We start from the raw sequence: 20,993 nt of genomic DNA, 5'->3' as shown, positions 1-20,993 counted from the left end.
CCCGCACCCGAGAATCTCGAGATTCCGGGTCTGGTCCTTCGGACTATCCCGGAATGACGGAGAAAAAATGCGTATGTCTCTCCTCAAATCATTTCTGATTGCGAGCGTTGCCATAACCATAATCTCATCCGCCCACGCCCAACCTCTCCCCGGCGGCTTCGTTTACCTCCGCGACATCGATCCCAGCATCATCCAGGACATCCGCTACGCGACGTCGAACAATTTCGTCGGCCGTCCGCTCGCCGGCTACGGCGCCGGCGAATGCGTGGTGAAGCGCGAGGTCGGGCTGCGCCTGAAGGCGGTCCAGCAGGAACTGGCCGCACAGAACCTGTCGCTGAAAATGTTCGACTGCTACCGCCCGGCGCGGGCCTCGCGCGACATGGTGAAGTGGTCGCAGAACGGTCATGAGACGGCGGCCGAGCGGCGCTACAATCCGAACATCCCGAAGACCGAGCTGTTCCGCCTCGGCTACATTGCGAGCCGCTCGCAGCATTCCACGGGTGCAGCGCTCGATCTCACGCTGGTCGATCTCAAGGCCGACAATTCCGCCAAATACGATCCGTCGACGACCTATGCCGACTGCACTGCGCCGGTCGCGTTGCGCGCGCCCGAAGGCAGCGTCGACATGGGCACGGGCTACGACTGTACCGACGCGAAGGGGCATACCGCCGTAACGTCGATCAATCCGGAGCAACGCATTTGGCGCAAGCGGCTGGTCGCTGCGATGGCCAGGCAAGGCTTTGTGAACTATTCGAAGGAGTGGTGGCATTTTTCCCTGCCGGGGGCGGGCGGGGCAGCCTATGATTTCCCGAGCCAGCCGCGGACGAGGTAGAGTTCGATTGAAACGAAAGCAGCCGCAAGCGGGGTTGCCTCTGCCGTCGGGAGAGGTGGCGCTGCCCGAGCCGAGATGACATCGATGGAAGTACCATGACCCAGCCGAGCTTTGCGACCCACGAGGTCTTTAACCAGTCGCCGCCATTCGAGGACGTCGACCTGTTCGCTGCGGACCGGCCGCTGGTCGAAGCGGTGAGGGCCAATGGCGGCGCGGCGGCGGAGCGCGAGCTGTCGGAGTTCGGCAAGCAATGGGGCTCGGCGGCGATGGCAGATCGCGGCCGCCTCGCGAACGAGAACACGCCGAAGCTGCGCACCTTCGATGCCAAGGGCAATCGCCGCGACCAGGTCGAGTTTCATCCCGCCTATCACGAGCTGATGGCGCACAGTGCGCATGCGGGCGTGCACAATTCGACCTGGACGGCAGATGGAAGACCTGCTGGCGATGCCGCCGAGGTCATTCGTGCCGCGAAATTCTATATCGCCGCGCAGGTCGAGACCGGCCATCTCTGCCCGATCACGATGACACGCGCCTCCGTCGGCGCGCTGGCGATGCAGCCTGACTTGCTGGCGCGCGTGATGCCGGTGCTGTCGACGAAGAGCTATGATCCCAGCTTTGCGCCCTGGTGGCAGAAGCGCGGCATGACGCTTGGCATGGGCATGACCGAGAAACAGGGCGGCACCGACGTTCGCGCCAACATGACGCGCGCCGTGCGCGACGGGGACGGCTATCGCATCACCGGTCATAAATGGTTCATGTCGGCGCCGATGTGCGATGCGTTCCTGGTGCTGGCGCAGGCGGAGGGCGGGTTGACCTGCTTCTTCATGCCGCGCTTCGCGCCGGACGGTTCGGTCAACGCCATCCAGTTCCAGCGGCTGAAGGACAAGCTCGGCAACCGCTCCAATGCCTCGTCCGAGGTCGAGTTCGTCGGCGCGTATGCGCAAGCGGTCGGCGAGGAGGGCAAGGGCATCCGCACCATCATCCAGATGGTGCAGCTGACGCGGCAGGATTGTGCGATCGCCTCCGTCGGGCTGATGCGCTCTGGGCTCGCGCATGCGCTGCACCATGCGCGGCACCGTAGCGTGTTCCAGAAGCATCTTGCCGACCAGCCCCTGATGCAGGCCGTGCTGTCGGACATGGCGCTGCATGTGGAGGCGAGCACGGCGCTGGTGATGCGGCTCTGCCGCGCCTTCGACCGCATGCCGCAGGATGCGGCGGAAGCCGCCTATATGCGGTTGTTGACGCCCGCGATCAAATACTGGACCTGCAAGAGCGCGCCGCCGTTCCTCTACGAGGCGATGGAGTGCCTCGGCGGCAACGGCTATGTCGAGGACGGCATTCTGGCGCGCCATTACCGGGAGTCGCCGGTCAACGCGATCTGGGAGGGGTCGGGCAACGTCATGTGCCTCGACGTGCTCCGCGCGCTCTCGCGCGAGCCGGAGGCGGCAATGGCGGTGCTGCAATCGCTGGCGGTCGAGACGAAGAGCCTACCGGGGGCAGGCGAGGCGGTGACCTTCATCGGCAAGACCTTCCGCCGCGCCGATGGCGAACGCGTTGCGCGCCTTGCCGTCGAGAAGCTGGCGCTGCTTGCCGCGACGGCTGCGCTCAACGGCGTATCGCCGCGCAATGCCGAATTGTTCGCGAGCACGCGTCTAGCCGCCAATCACGCCAGCATGTATGGCGCGGTGGAGTTGGGCGGCCCCGATGTGCATGAACTGCTGGCGAGGGCGCTGCCGTGATTGTTGATCCCGTCATTCCGGGGCGGTCCGAACCGAACTATGGTGCGCAATTGCGCACCTGAGAATCTCGAGATTCTCGGGTGCGGGAGCCCGCACCCTAGTTCGATGCTGTGCATCGCCCCGGAATGACGGTGAATTTCTAGCGAAAGCCTCCTGATGGACTCCCTCAACCCCGATCATGCGCCGCTGACCGAGACGCCGGCGCCGCCACGCGTCTGGAAGTTCTGGGGCTCGGCGCTGTGGGGTCTCTTCATCTTCGTGGCGATGTTCGTCGGACAGATCGGCGCCGTCGTTCTGCTGGCGGTGGAGCGTGGTCTTCCCATGGACCTCGCCTCACTCCAGGTCGTCGGCCGTGAGCCGCAGGCGCTCGCGCTCTCGGTCATCACGGGCCTGCCGGCGACGCTGGCCGCGGTTTGGCTCGCCATTCGCATCAAGAAGGCGTCCTTCGTCGATTATCTCGCGCTGCACTGGCCGTCGTGGAAGCAGCTGCTTTTCGGCGCCGTCGGGCTCATCCTGATCGTGCTGGTGTGGGAGACGATGTCGCGCGCGCTGGGGCGGGAGGCGACGCCGGGCTTCATGACCGATCTGCTGAAATCGGGGCGCGACAAGGGCGCTGCGCTGTTGCTCCTGTTCGCCTTCAGCGTCGCCGCGCCCATGTCGGAAGAGGTTCTGGCGCGAGGCTTTCTCTATCGCGGCTGGTCGGCGAGCTTCCTGCGCGTATCAGGTGCGATCCTGCTGTCGTCGCTGATCTGGACGGTCGTGCACCTGCAATACGACATATACTTCCTCGCCGAGGTCTTCGCCATCGGCCTGTGGTTCGGCTACATGCGCTATCGCTCCGACTCGCTATGGGTCACCATCGTGCTCCACTCGCTGAACAATCTGACCGCGGTGGTGCTGACGATGTGGCTGGGGAGCTAGGCCGCCAGCCCGATCGCGATCGGCATCGTGATGGCCGCCAGGATCGTTTGCAGCGTGATGATCTGCGCCAGCAACGGCGCATCGCCGCCCATCTGGCGGGCCAGCACATAGGCGCTGGGCGAAGTCGGCACGGCCGCGCAGATCGCGACGATCGCGAGGCTGCTGCCGGTGATGCCGAACCAGGCCGCGAGCCCCAGCGCGAGCGCAGGCATCAGCACCAGCTTCAGGCCGACGCCGATGGCTGCGCCCAGGCTGGGGCGCAACAGGCCCTTCAGATGCAGGCCCGCGCCGGTGACGAGGAGGCCGATGGCAAGCGAGGACCGGCTCAGCGCGTCCGCCACCTCGTGCCAGATCCTAGGCAGCGGCAGGTGCATCAGATTGACGGCTAGGCCGATCACGCAGGCCCAGATCAGGGGATTGCGGATCACCGTCATGGCGATGACGCGCGGGGATCGCTTCTCTTTTGCGGCGTAATGAGCGAGCACGGCGACGCTGAACACGTTGACCAGCGGGATGATCGCGACCATCGCCACTGAGGCCAGCGCCAGTCCGAGATCGCCGAACATGTTGGCGGCGATCGACAGAGCCACGAAGGTTTGCCAGCGCGTTGCGCCCTGGAAGATCGAGGTGAAGGCGGGACCGTCGATGCTCAGCCGCGACAGCGCCGGCCGCAGCGCGAGACAGAGCAGCGACATCGCGAGCGCCGACAGCAGCAGCGCGCCGCCGACGCCGGCGACGGGCACCCTGGAGAGGTCCGCCTTGACCAGGGTCTGGATCAGCAGCATCGGAAACAGCACGAAATAGGTCAGCTGCTCCAGCCCGTGCCATTGCGTGTCGAGACGCATCAGGCTGTGCCTCAGCACGACGCCGAGCACGATGAGGATAAAGACCGGCAGCAGCGCCGCAATCACGACCGGCATGAATCAGTCCGTCCCCGGCGCCGCGCGCAGATTTGCCAGACGGTCGAGCGCGCCTTGCAGGATGAAGATCGCCGCGTGCTCGTCGATCACCTCGGCGCGCTTGGCGCGGCTGACGTCCATGCCGATCAGCTCGCGCTCGACCGCCGCGGTCGAGAGACGCTCGTCCCAGAGGCCGATGGGGAGCTGGGTCAGTCCGGCGAGATTGCGGGCGAAGGCGCGGGTGGATTGCGCGCGCGGGCCCTCGCTGCCGTCCATGTTGATGGGCAGGCCGAGCACGAAGCCGACCACCTTGCGCTCGGCCGCGACCGCGAGCAGCCGGGCAGCGTCCTGCTTGAACGCCTTGCGGGCGATGGTCTCGACGCCGGTCGCAAGCCGACGATCGGGGTCGGAGACGGCAACGCCGATGGTCTTGGTGCCGAGATCCAGCCCGACCAGCGCGCCGCGCGCGGGCCAGTGGGTTGCAGCATCGACGAGGGGCAGGATAAGAGCCGGCATGGCGTTAGCGCATATCACGCGTCACGCAGCGGAGTGAACCCGGAAGATGGATGCGCTGACATTATTCGGCCTGTTCGCCGTGACGGCGATGCTGGTCACCTACGCCCTGGAGGACCGCAGCCACTGGTTCGTGCTGCTGTTCGCCGCATCCTGCGCGCTCGGCTCGGTCTACGGTTTTCTGCAGGGCGCCTGGCCGCTCGGTGTGGTCGAAGCGATCTGGGCCGTCGTGGCGCTGCGACGGTGGTACCTGAAGCGGTAGATCGTCCGGCGGCCGCAAGCCGCGCGAAATCGTGATGCCCAGCTGTATCGATCAATTGTGGGAAATCTCACACTGGTGAGGTTGCAGACCATGGCATGATGCCGCGTGGTTGCGCGGCAGTAGATATACAGGTCTAAAGTAGTGTCGGGTGCATGCCCCCGATTTCCGGAACGATCGGCGGCGACCGGCAGTCCGGCCCGCGTTGCAACTTGGCGTCAATTTCTTTGGGCGCCGACCACGTCCAATATTCGCCCAGCCATTTGAGAGGTCACGATGCGCATCAAGCCAAGCCTGATCGCGGGCTCAGAAAGGCGATTCAAGCAAGCCGAGTTCTCACCCGAGGCCTTGAACCGAAAATTGGGCGACGGTCCGATCGAGATGACCGTCGAAAAGATGCGCCTGCGCCAGCGCCAGCTGCTGGCCGAGACGCAGGATGTGGAGAAGGCCGAGATCGGCCTGGAGCGGATCATCCAGGGCAATGATCTCGACAGCATCAACTATCTCGCCAAGGGGACCGCCGCCTCGCGCTCGGTCTGCCGTATTCAGCTCAGGGATACCAAGTCGAATCTGCTCGGCTATGGCTCCGGCTTTCTGATCGGGCCCGGCCTGCTGCTGACGAACCATCATGTCTTCGGTCGGCCGGCCGACGCAGCCAATTCGATCGCCGATTTCAACTACGAATTGGACGCTTCGGGACAGGAGCGTGTGCCGGTGAGGTTCGGATTCGAACCGGGAAGATTCTTCTACACCAACGACAGGCTGGATTTTTCGATTGTCGCGGTGGCGCCGACCTCGCTGTCGGGAGGAGAGGAGCTCGAGGATTTCGGGTGGTTGCCGCTCAGCGGTGCGCCCGGCAAGGCAGATCCCGGCGAGTACCTCACCATCATCCAGCATCCCAGCGGGCAGATGAAGCAGGTCTGCGTCCGCGAGAACAAGCTGCTCAAATATGTCGGCGACTTCCTCTGGTACAACACCGACACGACGGCGGGATCGTCGGGCTCGCCCGCGTTCAACCGCTTCTGGCAGGTGGTCGCGCTGCACCACAGCGGTGTTCCCCGGAAGAATGCGCAGGGTCGCACCCTGACCAAGGACGGCAAGGTGTGGAAGCCGTCGATGGACGAATCCTCGATCGACTGGATTGCCAACGAAGGCATCCGGATCAGCGCGATCGTCGCCGATCTCAAGGTGGCCGTCGGCTCTCACCCTCTGATCAGGCCGGTGCTGGACGAGATGGACCCGCCAGGCCGGCCCGAAATCGAGAGAGCCTCGCCGTCGCCGGTTGCCGCAATGCCGTACGGCGCCAGTGTCTGGGTCGAGCAATCCGTCGACGGCACGTCTCTGGTGGTCCCGATCCGCGTTCCGCTGCCGATGTTCAAGAAGGAGATTCCTTTCGCTCCAACGGCGCCGCTGCCGAGCCCGGCGGGGGGGCATGGCAATGGCCGGACGCCGAACGGCGGCACGCACGGCGGCGAGCGCAACGGCGGCATACCATTGATTGCGCCGCCGACCGGCCTGTCGCCGCACATCAGTGCGAGGAACGGCCTGCCGATGGAGGCCGTGCATATCGATCAGAGCACGCTGAAATCGCGTCCAGGATACAAGGCGAATTTTCTGGGCACTGGCAAATTCTCGGTTCCCTTGCCGAAGATTCCGGCCGCGCTCAAGTCCAGGATCGCGATGCTCAAGGGCCGCTCCAGGCAGTCCGAGCTGAAATATTTCAACTACAGCGTCGTCATGAACAAGGAGCGCAGGCTCGCCTTCTTCAGCTGTGTCAATATCGACGGCAGCAAGCAGCAGGATGTCGGCAAGCGCGAAGGTGATTCCTGGCTGCGCGATCCGCGCATCGACGAGGATGCCCAGATCGGCGACGAGTTCTACGGCAAGCAGGCTACTTTCGAGGCCGACCGCAGCAAGAATCCGTTCGACCGCGGTCATCTGGTGCGCAGACTGGATGCGACCTGGGGCGACACCGTCGCCGCGGCCAAGCAGCATGGCGACGATTCCTTCCATTTCACCAATTGCTCGCCGCAGTTCTTCTCGTTCAACCAGGGCAAGCAGCTCTGGGCTGGACTGGAGGACTACACGCGCGATGTCCTGCTCGAAGGCGAGGAGAAGGGCATCGTCATGAACGGCCCGGTGTTCGATGGGCCGGATGCCGAAGGATCCGATCTGCCCAATCCGGCCGGCCGGCCGCACAGGGATCCGAGCTTCGGCGGCGTTCAAATTCCGAAGTATTTCTGGAAGATTCTGATCCGCCGCAACGACGATGACGACGCTCTGAAGGCGGCGGCGTTCCTGATGAGCCAGCGAAAGCAGGTTATGGAGATCGACCGAATCCAGGAGGCGGAGCTGCTCGAGCGGATGTCGGAGGAGGATGTCAGCGTCTTCCAGGTCTCGATCGCGGACCTCGCGAAATTGACCAAGCTCGACTTCGGCAATCTTGCCGACGCGGACTCGCACGAGGCGACCTCGGTCGGCCCGCGGCGGATCGAGTCCTATGAGGACATCCGAATCTAGGAACCCAGGTTCTTGGAGTGGGGACCGACGCGGCTTTCGGGTGAGGGGCGGTGTGCTCTGTCGAGACACCGATGGCCCTCACCCGGGGCTTGCGACGCGGGCCGCGCGTCAGCGGATCGCGATGGGGTTGATCATCGCCTGCACGCCGCCGGTCCAGCGCGGCTGTCCCAGCACGAACAGGAATTCATAGCCCTTGTCTCTGGCGAGCGCGGCCGTGTCCATATTTTCCAGGATGTAGGTCCCGTTCATCGCGAGCAGGATCTGGTGCACCTCGAACACGTTCTTGGATTCGAACGGCAGTACCTCCAGTCCCCAGGTGTCGGCGCCAACGGCGACGACGCCCTTGCCAGTCAGATATTTTGCACCCTCGACGCCGAGCCCGGGCTCGGCGGCCGAATAGCGCTTGTCGTCCTTGCCGAGCAGACTGAGCCAGCCGGTGTGGAAGATGACGACGTCGCCCTGGCGGATCTCGACGTTCTGCTGCTTGGCGGCTTCCTCGATCTCCTTGACGTTGAATGCGGTGCCTTCCTTCACCACGTCGGTCTTGAAATAGGCGGCCATGTCGAGCAGGACGCCGCGGGTGACCATCGGCGGCACCTTTTCGATCCCGAGCTTCTTCAGTCCGGTCGGATCGGCGAAATCGGCGAGCTTGTTGCCGTTGTAATAGACATGTTCGATGCCTAGATGGCCGAGCCCGTCGAGCTGGCTGCCGATGCCGACCCAGGTGTCGAGTATGTCATCGTTGTAGGTGGCCTTGTTCGGACCAAGCCCGGCGCTGCCGGCCTGTCCCGGCTGCACCACCGTGATCTTGAAGGTGCGGGGCGGATAGGCGGGCGTCTGCGACGTGACGGGAATGCCAAGGGCGTAGGTCTTGCCGGTCTTCACCAGCGACGCCGCCTTCACCACGATCTCGGGCGTCATGTAGTTGGCGGCGCCGATCTCGTCGTTCGGCCCCCATTTAGACTTGGTCCAGTCCTGTGCGCTTGCAGTTCCTGATATCGCCGACAACGCAGCGACACAGCACAACACGAGCGTATTGCGCATCGTTAGTCCTCCCGATGTTCTTGCCGATGTTTTGGCTTCGTTATGGTTTTGCGCTGGCCAGTCAGTCATCCTAACGTAGAATGATCGCGGGCTTCAAAGTTTTTTGATGTGCTGCGTTGCCGCGGCAGAACGCAACGCGGGCCGCGGGGATTTGTGACGAATTTCGTGGAGTGGAACGCAGTGTCGCGTCAGGCCGCGATGACGTCCTCGTCCTTCTTCAGGCAGTCGGCAAAACCGCTCAGCGCGCTGGTTTGATGGCCCGCGCGGCGGTGGATGAACAGTGTCTCGACGCGCGCGTGCGCCGGGCTCAGCGCGTGGATCGCGATGCTGCCGTTCATCGCGCTGCGCTCGACGACCGCGCGCGGCAGCAACGTGACGCCCATGTCGGCGGCGACGCAGCCGATCATGCCGTCGAGCGTACCCAGCTCGAAGCGTGCGGCCGACGGCCAGCCGAGTTCGACGAACACTTGTTCGAGCCGCTGGCGGTAGGTGCAGCCGGTGCGGAACACCAGCGCGGTCGGCCCGGACTCCGGCGTGCCGGCGCGCAACTCGGCAAGCGAGGTCCAGCGCCGCGCGCTGACCAGCACCAGCTCCTCGCGGAAGGCGCTCGCCGCGATGAGATCGGCATGCGTGACGGGACCCGCGACGAAGGCGCCGTCGAGCGAGCCTTCAAGCACGGCGGTGACGAGGTCGGCCGTCGGCGCGGTGCGCAAGGAAAGCCGCACGGCGGGGAAGCGGCGGTGAAAATCGGCGAGCAGTGGCGGCAGGCGCACGGCCGCCGTCGTCTCCATCGATCCGATCGCGAGCGGTCCTTTCGGCTCGCCATCGTCACGTGCGGCGAGCAAGGCTTCGCGCGACAGTGCCGCCATCTTTTGCGCGTAGGGGAGCAGGCGCTTGCCGGCGCCGGTCAGCGTCATGCCGCGCCTGTGGCGCTCGAACAGCGCCGTGCCGATCTCCGCCTCCAGCGCCTTCACGCGCTGGGTGACGTTCGACTGCACGGTGTTGAGCTCTTCGGCGGCGCGTGTGATGCCGCCCGTGCGGGCCACGGCCGCGAAGGTCTGGAAATCGCTGAGTTCCATGGCTTCGTTTCGCTTTTGAGATGATAGCGTTCGCAACAATTCATTTTTAGAGAATGTTAGACGCGCCTAGTCTCGCTGTCCAGATCGGGGAGGAGCCATGCCGCTGACGACGTCGCTGACCACGCTGTTGGAGATCGAGCATCCGATTTTGCTGGCGCCGATGGATGTCGTCGCCGGCAGCCGTTTGGTCGCGGCGGTGAGCCGCGCCGGCGGGTTCGGCATTCTTGGCGGCGGCTATGGCGAGCGGGTCTGGCTGGAGCAGGAGACGGCGAAGCTCGCCGAACTGCGTGCGCCGTTCGGGATCGGCTTCATCACCTGGAGCCTCGCCAAGCGGCCCGAGCTTCTCGACATCGCACTCGGCGCAAAGCCATCGGCGATCATGCTGTCGTTCGGCGATCCCGCGCCGTTCGCGCCCAGGATCAAGTCCGCCGGCGCGCGCCTGATCTGCCAGGTTCAGGACGAAGCGATGGCGCAGCAGGCGCTCGATGCCGGCGCCGACATCCTGATCGCGCAAGGCACGGAGGCGGGCGGTCATGGCGCTTCGCGCACCACCGTCGATCTCGTACCTGCCATCGTCGATCTCGCCGCTGGGCGCGTTCCCGTGGTGGCGTCCGGCGGCATCGCCGACGGGCGCGGGCTCGCCGCCATGATGATGCTGGGCGCAAGCGGTGTGCTGCTCGGCACGCGCTTCTATGCGAGCCGGGAGGCGGATGGCGCGGAGGAGGCGAAGCGGCGCATCTGTGCGGCGAACAGCGGCTCGACCGTGCGCGGCATCATCTTCGATCTCTCCCGCAACAATGTCTGGCCGGCACCGTTCACGGGACGGTGTCTGGTCAACGACCATGCCAGGCGCTGGGTCGGGCGCGAGGTCGAGCTGATGCAGAATGTCGCCGCAGTCGCGGCCGACTATGCCGCGGCAAAGGCCGCTGGCGATTTCGACGTCGCCGCGGTGATCGCCGGCGAGGCGGTCGGACTGATCCATGATATTCCACCGGCGGCCGAGATCGTCGAGCGAATTGCGGCCGAGGCGGAGCAGCTTCTTGCTGGGCGGAGAAACTCGGTGGTCGCGGCGTAGAATTCTTTACCCTCCAGGGAGGGTAAGAAAGAACGAGAGAGGACAACCATGTGGCCTGACCGTCGATTGATCGATCTGTTCAAGACCGAATTCCCGATCGTGCTGGCGCCGATGGCGGGGGCGATGGATGCGGAAATGGTGATTGCGGCCGCGCAAGGCGGGGCACTTGGCTCGCTGCCTTGCGCGATGATCTCGGCCGAGAAAGCGCGCGAGCAGGTTGGTCTCATCCGCCAGCGCGTGAAGGCGCCGGTCAACATGAACTTCTTCTGTCACACGCCGGTCGAGCTGACGGCCGAGGCCGAAAGGCGCTGGAAGCAGCGGCTCGCGAGCTATTACACCGAGCATGGTCTCGATCCGGCGGCGCCGATCGCTGCGGCGAACCGCGCGCCGTTCGACGCGGCGTTCTGCGAGGTTGTCGAGGAGCTGAAGCCGGAGGTCGTCAGCTTCCATTTCGGTCTGCCGGAGCAGGCGCTGCTCAAGCGCGTCAAGGCGGCGGGTTGCCGCGTCATCTCGTCCGCGACGACGGTGAAGGAAGCGGTCTGGCTGGAAGAACGCGGCGTCGACGCCGTCATCGCGCAAGGTGCGGAAGCGGGCGGCCATCGCGGCATGTTCCTGACCGACAAGATCGCCGAGCAGCCCGGCACTTTCGCGCTGGTGCCGCAGGTCGTCGACGCCGTGAAGGTGCCGGTTATCGCGGCGGGCGGTATCGCCGACGGGCGCGGCATTGCCGCGGCCTTCGCGCTCGGTGCCTCCGGTGTGCAGATCGGCAGCGCCTATCTGCGCTGCCCGGAATCCAAGGTCAGCGCGGGCGGCCGCCAAGCGCTCGCCGAGGCGCGGGACGATTCCACCGTCATCACCAATGTCATGACCGGCCGGCCGGCGCGCGGCGTCCAGAACCGTCTGATGCGCGAGGCCGGCCCGGTCTCGCCGGAGGCGCCGCCGTTTCCCCATGCCGCGACCGCGCTGGGGCCGCTGAAGGCCGCTGCCGAAAAGCAAGGCGGGGTGGATTTCACCAATCTCTGGGCAGGACAGGCCATTGCACTCGGCCGCGAGGTCCCCGCCGCCGAGTTGACCCGGGATCTCGCCAAATCGGCCTTGGCTCGCCTGAAAGCGCTGGCCGGATAAGCCTCCAGGTTCTTGTTTGCGCATGATCTTTTCGGAAAACCGCTTCACACTTTTCCGGATCATGCGCCAGCGCCGGTTGCGGCGCAAAAGCGGCCTCTGCTATACGGCACATGGGTTTTGCCGTGAGAGGCCTTATATAATGTCCGTCGACGCCGCTACCGTCCGCCGCATCGCGCATCTGGCGCGCATTGCGGTTTCCGAGGACGAGGTTCCGCATCTGCAGGGCGAGCTCAACGCCATGCTCGCTTTCGTCGAGCAGCTCTCGGAGGTCAATGTCGAGGGCGTGGAGCCCATGACCTCGGTCACCCCGATGCAGATGAAGAAGCGGCAGGACGTGGTCAATGACGGCGAGATCGCCGACGATATCGTTGCCAACGCGCCCGCGACCGAAGGCCATTTCTTCCTGGTTCCCAAGGTCGTCGAATAGAATGGCGTTTTCGAGCGAAGCGGAAGCGGTTCGCGCGAAGACGACGCGTCAAATCAAAGAGTCTTAGGACGTGGTCCGATGTGTCTGCTTTGCGACGATGAGAAGGCCTACCAGGCCTACATGAATTACCTCGACAAGATGGAGCGGCAGGGCAAGGCTGCCGACCCCAATGTCGCCGTCAATGCCGTGCTCGACGAGATCGAGGCCGCTGCGAAAGCCGCCGCCAAAAAAGACGACCCGGCCAACGACAAGACCCTGTCTCCGTTCTTCTGCAGCCCGATCAATAAATGACCGATTTGACATCGCTGACGCTCGCCGAGGCCCGCAAGGGTCTCGCCGACAAGACTTTCACGTCGCTCGAGCTGACCGACGCGCATCTGACCGCGATCGAGGCCGCGCGCGTGCTCAATGCCTTCGTGATGGCGACGCCCGACCAGGCGCGCGCAATGGCGCGCGAGGCGGACAGCAGGATCGCCAAGGGCGATGCCGGCCCGCTTGCCGGCATTCCGCTCGGCATCAAGGACCTGTTTGCGACGAGGGGCGTGCGCACCACGGCGTGCTCGAAGATTCTCGGCAATTTCGTGCCGACCTACGAGTCCACCGTCACCTCACAGCTCTGGCGCGACGGCGCCGTGATGCTCGGCAAGCTCAACAACGACGAGTTCGCGATGGGCTCATCGAACGAGACCTCCTGCTTCGGGCCCGTCGGCAATCCCTGGCGGCGCGACGGCAGCAACACCACGCTGGTGCCGGGCGGCTCGTCCGGCGGCTCGGCCTCGGCCGTGGCGGCGCTGCTGTGCATGGGCGCGACCGCGACCGACACCGGCGGCTCGATCCGCCAGCCGGCGGCGTTCACCGCGACCGTCGGCATCAAGCCGACCTATGGCCGCTGCTCGCGCTGGGGCATCGTTGCCTTTGCCTCCTCGCTCGACCAGGCCGGTCCGATCGCACGCAGCGTCCGCGATGCCGCGATGCTGCTGCGCTCGATGGCGGGGCATGACCCCAAGGACACGACTTCGGTCGACATTCCCGTGCCCGATTACGAGGCCGCGATCGGCAAGTCCGTGAAGGGCATGAAGATCGGCATCCCCAGGGAGTATCGGCTCGACGGCATGCCCGCCGAGATCGAGAAGCTGTGGCAAGCGGGCGCGGACTGGCTCAAGAGCGCCGGCGCCGAGCTCGTCGAGGTCTCGCTGCCGCACACCAAATATGCGCTGCCGGCCTATTACATCGTGGCGCCGGCGGAGGCTTCCTCCAATCTCGCGCGCTATGACGGCGTGCGCTACGGCCTGCGCGAGCCGGCCAAGAACATCATCGAGCTCTACGAGAACACCCGCGCCGAAGGCTTTGGCGCCGAGGTGAAGCGCCGCGTCATGATCGGCACCTATGTGCTCTCGGCGGGTTATTACGACGCCTATTATCTGCGTGCGCAAAAAGTGCGGACGCTGATCAAGAAGGATTTCGAGGATTGCTTCGCGAAAGGCGTCGACGCGATCCTCACTCCCGCGACGCCGTCGGCGGCCTTCGGCATCGGCGAGAAGGGCGGCGCCGATCCCGTCGAGATGTATCTCAACGACATCTTCACGGTGACGGTAAACATGGCGGGCCTTCCGGGCATCGCCGTGCCCGCCGGCAAGGACGCGCAGGGCCTGCCGCTCGGCCTGCAATTGATCGGCCGCCCGTTTGACGAGGAGACGCTGTTCTCGCTCGGCGAGGTGATCGAGCAGGCCGCCGGCCGCTTCACGCCCGCGAGGTGGTGGTGAATGTCGCGGCCTTCATCGCCAGCCTCGACGGCGCGGCGCCGGCGCCGGACCTGACCGCGCCGCTCGCCGGCCTCTGGTGGGCGGCGAAGGGGGATTGGGACCGCGCCCACAAGATCGTTCAGGACGAGAGCAGCCGTGATGCGGCCTGGGTGCATGCCTATCTGCACCGCGTCGAAGGCGATCTCGGCAATGCGGGCTACTGGTATCGCCAGGCCGGCCAGCCGGCGGCAGAGGATTCATTACAGGCGGAGTGGGAGCGGATCGCTGCCACGCTGCTCGGGAGCAGGACATGAGCACGGCCACGCACAAGCTTCTCAAGGGCGCAACCGGTGACTGGGAGATGGTCATCGGCATGGAGATCCATGCCCAGGTGACCTCGAACTCGAAGCTGTTCTCGGGTGCCTCGACGGCATTCGGCGGCGAGCCGAACACGCACGTGTCGCTGGTCGATGCGGCGATGCCGGGCATGCTGCCCGTCATCAACGAGGAGTGCGTCAGGCAGGCTGTCCGAACGGGGCTCGGTCTGAACGCCAGGATCAATCTGCGTTCGGTGTTCGACCGGAAAAACTATTTCTATCCGGACTCGCCGCAGGGCTACCAGATCAGCCAGTACAAATCGCCGGTCGTCGGCGAAGGCGAGGTGCTGGTCGAACTCGACGGCGGTCGCAGCGTCACCGTCGGCATCGAGCGGCTGCATCTGGAGCAGGACGCCGGCAAGTTGCTGCACGACCGGTCGCCGACTATGTCCAATGTCGATCTCAACCGCTGCGGCGTGGCGCTGATGGAAATCGTGTCAAAGCCGGACATCCGCGACGCCGAGCAGGCCAAGGCCTATGTGGCCAAGCTGCGCTCGATCCTGCGCTATCTCGGCACCTGCGACGGTGACATGGAGAAGGGATCCTTGCGCGCAGACGTCAACGTCTCGGTGCGCAAGCCCGGCGGGCCGCTCGGCACCCGCTGCGAGATCAAGAACATGAACTCCATCAATTTCATCGGCCAGGCGATCGAGTACGAGGCGCGGCGGCAGATCGAGATCCTCGAGGACGGCGGCCAGATCGACCAGGAAACGCGGCTCTATGACCCCAACAAGGGCGAGACGCGTTCGATGCGGTCCAAGGAAGAGGCGCACGACTACCGCTACTTCCCCGATCCGGACCTGCTGCCGCTGGAGTTTGGCCAGGAGTTCGTCGACGCGCTGAAGGCGGAGCTGCCGGAGCTGCCGGACCAGAAGAAGTCGCGCTTCGTCGCCGATTTCGGCCTGTCGGCTTACGACGCGAGCGTGCTGGTCGCCGAGCGCGAGAGCGCGGTGTTCTACGAGACGGTGCTCGACAAGCTCGCCAATCGCGCCCGCGACGGCAAGATGGCGGCGAACTGGGTGATCAACGAGCTGTTCGGCCGCCTCAACAAGGAAGGTCGGGACATTACGGGCTCTCCGATCAATGCGGAGCAGCTGGCAGCGATCGTCGACCTGATCGGCGAGGGCACGATCTCCGGCAAGATCGCCAAGGATCTGTTCGAGATCGTCTGGCAGGAAGGCGGCGATCCCCGCGCGCTGGTCGAAAGCCGCGGCATGAAGCAGGTGACGGATCTTTCGGCGATCGAAAAGGTTGTCGACGACATCATCGCGGCCAATCCCGACAAGGCCGCGCAGGTGAAGGACAAGCCGCAGTCGCTCGGCTGGTTCGTCGGCCAGGTGATGAAGGCGTCCGGCGGCAAGGCCAACCCGCAGAGCGTCAACGACCTGCTCAAGTCCAAGCTCGGCCTCTAGCCTCGCACGTTCGAACGAGGTGGCGGACATGCTTCGCCGCCTCGCTTTCGGTTGTTGCTGCGACGCTCGCGCGCATCCTCGGCAGCAAACTTCATCCTGATCGACAGTGCCGCGGCCACCGAATCGCCGGTGCGCGATTCGCGCAAAACGGTGACTTGCACGCGCTCCGACGAGCGTTCGCGCCGTTAACGAAGAAAATTTTTTCGTTGCCAAAAGTCGCGACTCAGAGTCCGCGAAGCGCCTGTGCGAGGTGATCGGAGGAATGGCGATGCACATCGTCGCCTCGATCGCGCGCGATGTGCGCGTGCAGAAAAATACTTGCTGCATAGTGTTTTTCTGCAATCGCATCAGTCGTGAACGTCGGCGCTACGCGTGTTCTCCGCGATCGCAGGTGCACCTCGTGCGGTGCGTTTGCGTTGCGCTCGCCAAGCGCAGGCGCGTTGCGCCGTCAACACTTCTTTAAGCGAGACGCTGTTTTTTTCTTCGTGTTGGTGTATTCGGGATGAAGTGCATTCGATCCCCGAGTGCACGCAGCGATTAAAGCCATCTCACACATCGGAGGGCAACATGGCCAAGAAAGCGAAGAAGGCGAAGGCGAAGAAGGCGAAGAGCGCAGTGAAGAAGACTGCGAAGAAGACCCGCAAGGTCGCGAAGAAGAAGAAGTAACTTCGCTTCTGAAGTTGCCGGCTCCAGATAGCCGGCACGTCATCAGCGCCTCCTAGAGGGTTCTGGTCGACGATAGAGGGTGTCGGCGAGACATCAGGTCAACGGTCGGACCGTTTTCTTCGCGGTCCGGCAGAAGAAACGAGTTTTCTTCGTTCGGTGCGGTTCTCCGGAAAGGGCTCCGCAATTTCACGAGAGGCCTTCGGGCCGAAGTGGAATCTGGTCCTGACGTGTTCGCCGACGCCCTCGTTCTCATGAGGCCGGGGTATTGCCGGCATTCCTTTCCCCCGACATTGCTGATCTGACCGCGACGCGGCCGCGCTGCCTTGGTGTAGGCGAGGGTTGTGCGCATGTCCTCGGGTGCCTGCCGCAGCCGCGGGGCGTTCCACGCGCGTGGTGTCATCGCCCGGCCTCGACCTGACGATCCGGTGCGCCGCAGCTTCTCGGCGGATAACTGCTGCCTCCGGGATAGGGGCGTCCGCCTGCCGCCTTCGCGGAAGTTCGGCGCTCCGAGACCGCATGCCCCCGGCGAGGCCTTGGCGTAGCCGGGTCGCAGGTGACGACGGCGGGTGGGGCGGCACGTGAGACGCGCCACCGCGCGCGATGGTTATCGATGTCCCAATATCTCAGGGTAAACCGAATCTGAGGAATTGCAGAAGTGTCTGCAAATCAGGGACTTTTTGAATTTCCCGTACACGCCTCGCGCGCTCGCGTTTACGTCTGCTTCATCGCGATACTTAAACTGCCATTCAAATTTGCCCGCCATCATCGCCTCCAACAAGCCGGCAAACGGCATGGGCAAGAAGACTCGGGGAAGAGTTGAGCAGTTGTTTGGACGGGAGCCGCGCTCGGTGGAGCGAGACGGCACAAGAATAAAGGGGATGCGTGATGTTTCAGGGTACCTTCGATCTGGAGACGGCGACGCCGATCGACGCGAGCGCGCTGTCGGACGTGCTGTTCGAGCGCGGAATCTATTGGGCGAGCGGCCGCTCCGGGATCGTCGATCTCGTCGCCGCGCACAAATGGTTCAACCTCGCGGCGTTGAAGGGCCGCAAGGACGCGGTGGCACTGCGCCAGGAAGTCGCCGGACAGATGTCGGATGCCGAGATCTCCGCCGCCCAGCGCGAGGCGAGGGCCTGGGTCTCCTCGCACTGAGATGAGAACCGCCTCCGATCCGTGTTTGCACGGATAGGCCGGTTGCGCTGGAGCAAATGTCTCCGCCGGGCCGCGGATAAAATCCAACGGCATGGGCGACCAAAACACGAAGGGACGATGGCTTCCGATTCAGATCGCTCCCGACGAGTGCGACCTGGAACTCGGATGTCTTCACAAGACGGGAATTCGGCCGTGGTCCTTTCCGTGCCGGCGCAAGGGCGGCGTCTGGTTCAATGTCTGGGCCGGCGAGGCTGTGCTGATATCGCCCTCGCATTGGCGAATATGGCGGTCCGGTATCTAGGTGCGCGCGCACATATATAAGGAGCACGCGAATCGGGCTGACCTCGCTGTGCTCATCCTGGCGCCAGGCTCTTGTGCCGGCTTCGCGATCGCTTTCAGCTGAAAGAACGCAGAGACCTTGATTGATTCTTGCTGCTGGGTGGCGGAGAGGGAGGGATTCGAACCCTCGATACAGCTTGAGACCGTATGACGCTTTAGCAAAGCGTTGCCTTCAGCCACTCGGCCACCTCTCCGGTGCGAGCCTTATGCCTCTAATTGCTTGGGCCGGTCAATTTGGAAGCGGGTGTTTTCGCTCGAATATTCCCAGCGATTTTCGAGGCCAGGCGGGCCTTGTTCTCGGGGCGAGAGTGTGGCGCCGGGAGAACGGACGCGCGGCTGGAACAAAATCCCGCCTCTATAAAGAGTGTTTGCCGGCTACATCAGGCGTAGCAGTGGACCTGCCTGCATCAAACTGGCGGCTGCGGAGGCGGTTGATGCCCCTCATTGAGTCTCCCCTCTGATTCCACGATTCGAACTCGTCGAAAGCCCTTCCCGTCCGACGTCTCGGCTGTGCGCCTTATGTGGGGAACTTTGATGGCGAATGGAACCGTCGAAAAAACGCTAATATAAACAATGCGTTGCGAGGGCGGTTTGATCACATCTGCGTGTTATTTGTGCAACACCCGTTGGAAAACACGCTTCATCGGCCCGTTTCGGAGCGTTCTCTTGTTGTGTGTGCAAAGGCGTTCGGTAATTGTGGCTGAGCGACGGAGGGGGGCATCCCGAGGTCGTCCCGTTTAGGTCTTTCGCTTAAGTCCCTCGCGTTCATGCGGGTGTGTCCGAAGGCGCGAAGGGACTCGAAGCGGTGATTTAGAGGGGGTTTGGGAATTGGCCGTCCGGTCAGTGACCTTCCCTGAAGAGCAACTTGGAGGTTTAACATGAAGTTGGTTAAGAGCCTTTTGCTCGGCTCAGCGGCGGGTCTGATCGCCGTGGGCGGAGCGCAGGCAGCCGATCTCCCCGTGAAGGCCAAGGCGGTCGAGTACGTGAAGATCTGCTCCCTGTATGGTGCTGGATTCTACTATATCCCGGGCACCGACACCTGCATCAAGCTGGGCGGTTATCTGCGCGCTGAAGTCGGTCTGAACACGAACAGCATCTACGGCATTCAGAACGGCGCACCCGCCGGCGCTCACAATCGCCTGAGCAACTACTACACGATGCGCGCTCGTGAAGATCTCAACATCGACACGCGCACCGCGACCGAATACGGCGTCGTCCGCACGTTCTTCGATGCGACGTTCTCCTGGACCACCGGTGGCTACGTCGGCACGGGTTCGCCCACTGGCGTGACGGGCTACACCGCCACCACTGCTGGTACCGCCACCATCAATCCGACCGATGGCGGCACCTCGGGCGGCTCGCTCGGCGTGTACTACGCCTTCATCCAGTTCGCCGGCTTCACCATGGGTAAGGCCGTGTCGCAGTTCGACGCGCCCTGGACCAACTATCCCGGCAACAACATCGACAGCCTCGTCGGCGGCAGCGGCACGGTCACTGGTGTCAACCAGTTCACCTACACCGCTGACTTCGGTCAGGGCATCACGGCGTCGTTCTCGGCCGAAGATGCGACCGCCTACTATCAGGCAGGCAATCTGAACCTGACGGGCGCCACGGTTGCTGGCATCGCTGGCGGTTCGTACGGCTCCAACGCCATCGGTGGCTCGCGTTCGCCGAACCTGGTTGCCATGGTCCGCGTCGACCAGGCTTGGGGTCTGTTCCAGGCGTCGGTTGCCGCGCATGACAACCACGTCGCCTATTACGGCGCGACCGAGACCACTGGCCACCCCGACGACAAGTGGGGTTGGGCGGTTCAGCTCGCTCTGTCGATCAAGAACATCCCGACCGGCGCGGGTGACACGATCAACATCCAGGGCGTCTACACGGACGGTGCGACCCGCTACAACTTCCAGAACCTGGCGGGTAGCTCGTACTCGATGTACAGCGGCACGGGCGTCCTCGGCGCTTACCAGAGCATCGGTTTCGCCAATGCTCCGGACACGGTGTTCGTGACCGGCGGCGGTCAGGAGAGCGTCAAGACCTGGGGCTTCCGCGGTGCTTACACCCACAACTGGGATCCCTACTGGAACACGGCGATCTATGGTGCCTATGCATCGGCCCAGTTCGGCTCGCTGGCTAAGAACGCCATCTGCGGCGGCGGCGGTTTCGTCGGTGTGATGGCGGTGGCCGGTGTCACCAGCTGTAACCCCGACTTCAACATCGGCCAGGTGGGTGTGATCACCCGCTGGACTCCTGTGAAGAATCTGACCTTCTCGGCAGATTTCAACTGGACCCGTCTGGATCAGAAGTATGCCGGCACGGCCCTCATCACTCCGGCTGCTACCGTTGCCAAGCCGACCGCGGTGTATGAGCTCAAGGATCAGGACTCGTTCACCCTGCTCCTCCGCGCTCAGCGCAACTGGTAAGTTCGGTCTAACGACCTGACAGAGAACCCCGGCGGGCAACCGCCGGGGCTTTTCTTTTGGCGGTCGCATGCTGCTTCGCTTAGGGCAGGTCCGACCTGGTGCCGCCACTCTCTGTTGATTTCGCGATCTTAGTTGCGGCCTGATGGAAGTCACTGTGGACCGATGCGCTGCAAGCCGTCTCCGACCGGGGACGCAGAGAAGCCGTCGATGGCCGGCCCAACCGTACAAACGCCCGACGATCTGGCTCCGCAGCAGGAGCGACCCACGCCTTCATCTGTGAGGGCACCGGTTCATCAGCCAGCCGGCGATCCGGCGAGTGCGGCCGATCGGGCCGCAACGGTCGCAGCGCTCAAGGGGCGCGTCCGAAGAGCTCGCTGAGGATCATTGCCGGTCGGGCCGGCCATGCCTCGGCGATTCAGATCCCGACGAGGGCGTCGCTCGCCCCCGTG

18 protein-coding genes and 1 tRNA gene are annotated in these 20,993 nt (G+C 64.2%); 14 read left to right on the top strand and 5 right to left on the bottom strand.

Going from position 1 to position 20,993, the window contains the following annotated elements; all coding sequences use genetic code 11:
- The first annotated feature begins 73 nt into the window (after window positions 1-73).
- From ABIG06_RS34110 to ABIG06_RS34100, 3 genes are all read left to right on the top strand, one after another.
- Complete coding sequence (locus ABIG06_RS34110) at window positions 74-832, top strand: M15 family metallopeptidase (RefSeq protein ID WP_370140976.1); 759 nt, start codon at window positions 74-76, stop codon at window positions 830-832.
- Between the two features lie 95 nt (window positions 833-927).
- Complete coding sequence (locus ABIG06_RS34105; RefSeq protein ID WP_370140186.1) at window positions 928-2,571, top strand: isovaleryl-CoA dehydrogenase; 1,644 nt, start codon at window positions 928-930, stop codon at window positions 2,569-2,571.
- Between the two features lie 156 nt (window positions 2,572-2,727).
- Window positions 2,728-3,492: a CPBP family intramembrane glutamic endopeptidase gene (locus tag ABIG06_RS34100; RefSeq protein ID WP_370140185.1), complete on the top strand. Its 765-nt coding sequence runs from the start codon at window positions 2,728-2,730 to the stop codon at window positions 3,490-3,492.
- Here the strand turns inward: ABIG06_RS34100 and ABIG06_RS34095 are convergent.
- Window positions 3,489-4,412 (bottom strand): AEC family transporter, encoded by a 924-nt coding sequence (locus tag ABIG06_RS34095; protein ID WP_370140184.1) that lies wholly within the window; start codon window positions 4,410-4,412, stop codon window positions 3,489-3,491. The genes ABIG06_RS34100 and ABIG06_RS34095 overlap by 4 nt on opposite strands.
- Before the next feature lie 3 nt (window positions 4,413-4,415).
- Entirely contained in the window at window positions 4,416-4,907 is a 492-nt protein-coding gene (gene ruvX, locus ABIG06_RS34090) for a Holliday junction resolvase RuvX (protein WP_370140183.1), read from the bottom strand.
- Window positions 4,908-4,953: 46 nt separating this feature from the next.
- Here ruvX and ABIG06_RS34085 point away from each other — a divergent pair, with 46 nt between their 5' ends.
- Window positions 4,954-5,166, top strand: coding sequence for a hypothetical protein (locus ABIG06_RS34085; RefSeq protein WP_370140182.1), 213 nt, complete (start codon window positions 4,954-4,956; stop codon window positions 5,164-5,166).
- Window positions 5,167-5,439: 273 nt separating this feature from the next.
- The gene (locus ABIG06_RS34080; RefSeq protein ID WP_370140181.1) at window positions 5,440-7,683 is read left to right on the top strand and encodes a DNA/RNA non-specific endonuclease; all 2,244 of its coding nucleotides are present in this window, start codon (window positions 5,440-5,442) and stop codon (window positions 7,681-7,683) included.
- 108 nt (window positions 7,684-7,791) lie between these two features.
- Here ABIG06_RS34080 and ABIG06_RS34075 read toward each other — a convergent pair whose 3' ends face one another.
- Window positions 7,792-8,727 (bottom strand): cyclase family protein, encoded by a 936-nt coding sequence (locus ABIG06_RS34075; RefSeq protein ID WP_370140180.1) that lies wholly within the window; start codon window positions 8,725-8,727, stop codon window positions 7,792-7,794.
- A 188-nt stretch (window positions 8,728-8,915) separates the two neighbouring features.
- A complete protein-coding gene (locus ABIG06_RS34070; protein ID WP_370140179.1) occupies window positions 8,916-9,806 on the bottom strand; it encodes a LysR family transcriptional regulator in 891 nt (296 codons plus the stop codon).
- A gap of 97 nt (window positions 9,807-9,903) precedes the next feature.
- Here ABIG06_RS34070 and ABIG06_RS34065 point away from each other — a divergent pair, with 97 nt between their 5' ends.
- The 8 genes from ABIG06_RS34065 (at window position 9,904) to ABIG06_RS34030 (ending at window position 17,782) form a co-directional block, all read left to right on the top strand.
- A complete protein-coding gene (locus tag ABIG06_RS34065) occupies window positions 9,904-10,881 on the top strand; it encodes an NAD(P)H-dependent flavin oxidoreductase (protein ID WP_370140178.1) in 978 nt (325 codons plus the stop codon).
- Window positions 10,882-10,929: 48 nt separating this feature from the next.
- Window positions 10,930-12,006 carry an NAD(P)H-dependent flavin oxidoreductase gene (locus tag ABIG06_RS34060; protein WP_370140177.1) on the top strand — a complete coding sequence of 359 codons (1,077 nt, stop codon included), beginning with the start codon at window positions 10,930-10,932 and terminating at the stop codon, window positions 12,004-12,006.
- A 139-nt stretch (window positions 12,007-12,145) separates the two neighbouring features.
- Entirely contained in the window at window positions 12,146-12,433 is a 288-nt protein-coding gene (gene gatC / locus ABIG06_RS34055) for an Asp-tRNA(Asn)/Glu-tRNA(Gln) amidotransferase subunit GatC (protein ID WP_008548395.1), read from the top strand.
- A 78-nt stretch (window positions 12,434-12,511) separates the two neighbouring features.
- Entirely contained in the window at window positions 12,512-12,724 is a 213-nt protein-coding gene (locus ABIG06_RS34050) for a hypothetical protein (protein WP_027547180.1), read from the top strand.
- Window positions 12,721-14,196, top strand: a complete 1,476-nt coding sequence (gatA, locus tag ABIG06_RS34045; RefSeq protein ID WP_370140176.1) for an Asp-tRNA(Asn)/Glu-tRNA(Gln) amidotransferase subunit GatA — start codon at window positions 12,721-12,723, stop codon at window positions 14,194-14,196. Before ABIG06_RS34050 ends, gatA begins: the two co-directional genes overlap by 4 nt.
- A complete protein-coding gene (locus tag ABIG06_RS34040) occupies window positions 14,187-14,489 on the top strand; it encodes a hypothetical protein (RefSeq protein ID WP_370140175.1) in 303 nt (100 codons plus the stop codon). Before gatA ends, ABIG06_RS34040 begins: the two co-directional genes overlap by 10 nt.
- Window positions 14,486-15,964 (top strand): Asp-tRNA(Asn)/Glu-tRNA(Gln) amidotransferase subunit GatB, encoded by a 1,479-nt coding sequence (gatB, locus tag ABIG06_RS34035; RefSeq protein WP_370140174.1) that lies wholly within the window; start codon window positions 14,486-14,488, stop codon window positions 15,962-15,964. Before ABIG06_RS34040 ends, gatB begins: the two co-directional genes overlap by 4 nt.
- Before the next feature lie 1,551 nt (window positions 15,965-17,515).
- The gene (locus tag ABIG06_RS34030) at window positions 17,516-17,782 is read left to right on the top strand and encodes a hypothetical protein (protein WP_124157954.1); all 267 of its coding nucleotides are present in this window, start codon (window positions 17,516-17,518) and stop codon (window positions 17,780-17,782) included.
- A gap of 440 nt (window positions 17,783-18,222) precedes the next feature.
- On the opposite strand, the gene ABIG06_RS34025 is transcribed toward ABIG06_RS34030, so the two are convergent.
- Window positions 18,223-18,315: transfer RNA gene (locus ABIG06_RS34025), tRNA-Ser, on the bottom strand.
- 684 nt (window positions 18,316-18,999) lie between these two features.
- Here ABIG06_RS34025 and ABIG06_RS34020 point away from each other — a divergent pair.
- Window positions 19,000-20,544 (top strand): porin, encoded by a 1,545-nt coding sequence (locus tag ABIG06_RS34020; RefSeq protein WP_370140173.1) that lies wholly within the window; start codon window positions 19,000-19,002, stop codon window positions 20,542-20,544.
- Window positions 20,545-20,993: the final 449 nt, after the last annotated feature.

This window comes from Bradyrhizobium sp. USDA 326 (assembly GCF_049739485.1).
GTDB lineage: Bacteria > Pseudomonadota > Alphaproteobacteria > Rhizobiales > Xanthobacteraceae > Bradyrhizobium.
Note: the sequence above shows the minus strand (reverse complement) of the source record. Positions and strands in the feature narration are given on the sequence as shown.

Bases quoted from the DNA above. Each gene is read 5' to 3' on its own strand.
- ABIG06_RS34110 (WP_370140976.1), top strand. From the start codon at position 74: ATGTCTCTCCTCAAATCATTTCTGATTGCGAGCGTTGCCATAACCATA.
- ABIG06_RS34105 (WP_370140186.1), top strand. From the start codon at position 928: ATGACCCAGCCGAGCTTTGCGACCCACGAGGTCTTTAACCAGTCGCCG.
- ABIG06_RS34100 (WP_370140185.1), top strand. From the start codon at position 2,728: ATGGACTCCCTCAACCCCGATCATGCGCCGCTGACCGAGACGCCGGCG.
- ABIG06_RS34095 (WP_370140184.1), bottom strand. From the start codon at position 4,412: ATGCCGGTCGTGATTGCGGCGCTGCTGCCGGTCTTTATCCTCATCGTG.
- ruvX (WP_370140183.1), bottom strand. From the start codon at position 4,907: ATGCCGGCTCTTATCCTGCCCCTCGTCGATGCTGCAACCCACTGGCCC.
- ABIG06_RS34085 (WP_370140182.1), top strand. From the start codon at position 4,954: ATGGATGCGCTGACATTATTCGGCCTGTTCGCCGTGACGGCGATGCTG.
- ABIG06_RS34080 (WP_370140181.1), top strand. From the start codon at position 5,440: ATGCGCATCAAGCCAAGCCTGATCGCGGGCTCAGAAAGGCGATTCAAG.
- ABIG06_RS34075 (WP_370140180.1), bottom strand. From the start codon at position 8,727: ATGCGCAATACGCTCGTGTTGTGCTGTGTCGCTGCGTTGTCGGCGATA.
- ABIG06_RS34070 (WP_370140179.1), bottom strand. From the start codon at position 9,806: ATGGAACTCAGCGATTTCCAGACCTTCGCGGCCGTGGCCCGCACGGGC.
- ABIG06_RS34065 (WP_370140178.1), top strand. From the start codon at position 9,904: ATGCCGCTGACGACGTCGCTGACCACGCTGTTGGAGATCGAGCATCCG.
- ABIG06_RS34060 (WP_370140177.1), top strand. From the start codon at position 10,930: ATGTGGCCTGACCGTCGATTGATCGATCTGTTCAAGACCGAATTCCCG.
- gatC (WP_008548395.1), top strand. From the start codon at position 12,146: ATGTCCGTCGACGCCGCTACCGTCCGCCGCATCGCGCATCTGGCGCGC.
- ABIG06_RS34050 (WP_027547180.1), top strand. From the start codon at position 12,512: ATGTGTCTGCTTTGCGACGATGAGAAGGCCTACCAGGCCTACATGAAT.
- gatA (WP_370140176.1), top strand. From the start codon at position 12,721: ATGACCGATTTGACATCGCTGACGCTCGCCGAGGCCCGCAAGGGTCTC.
- gatB (WP_370140174.1), top strand. From the start codon at position 14,486: ATGAGCACGGCCACGCACAAGCTTCTCAAGGGCGCAACCGGTGACTGG.
- ABIG06_RS34030 (WP_124157954.1), top strand. From the start codon at position 17,516: ATGTTTCAGGGTACCTTCGATCTGGAGACGGCGACGCCGATCGACGCG.
- ABIG06_RS34020 (WP_370140173.1), top strand. From the start codon at position 19,000: ATGAAGTTGGTTAAGAGCCTTTTGCTCGGCTCAGCGGCGGGTCTGATC.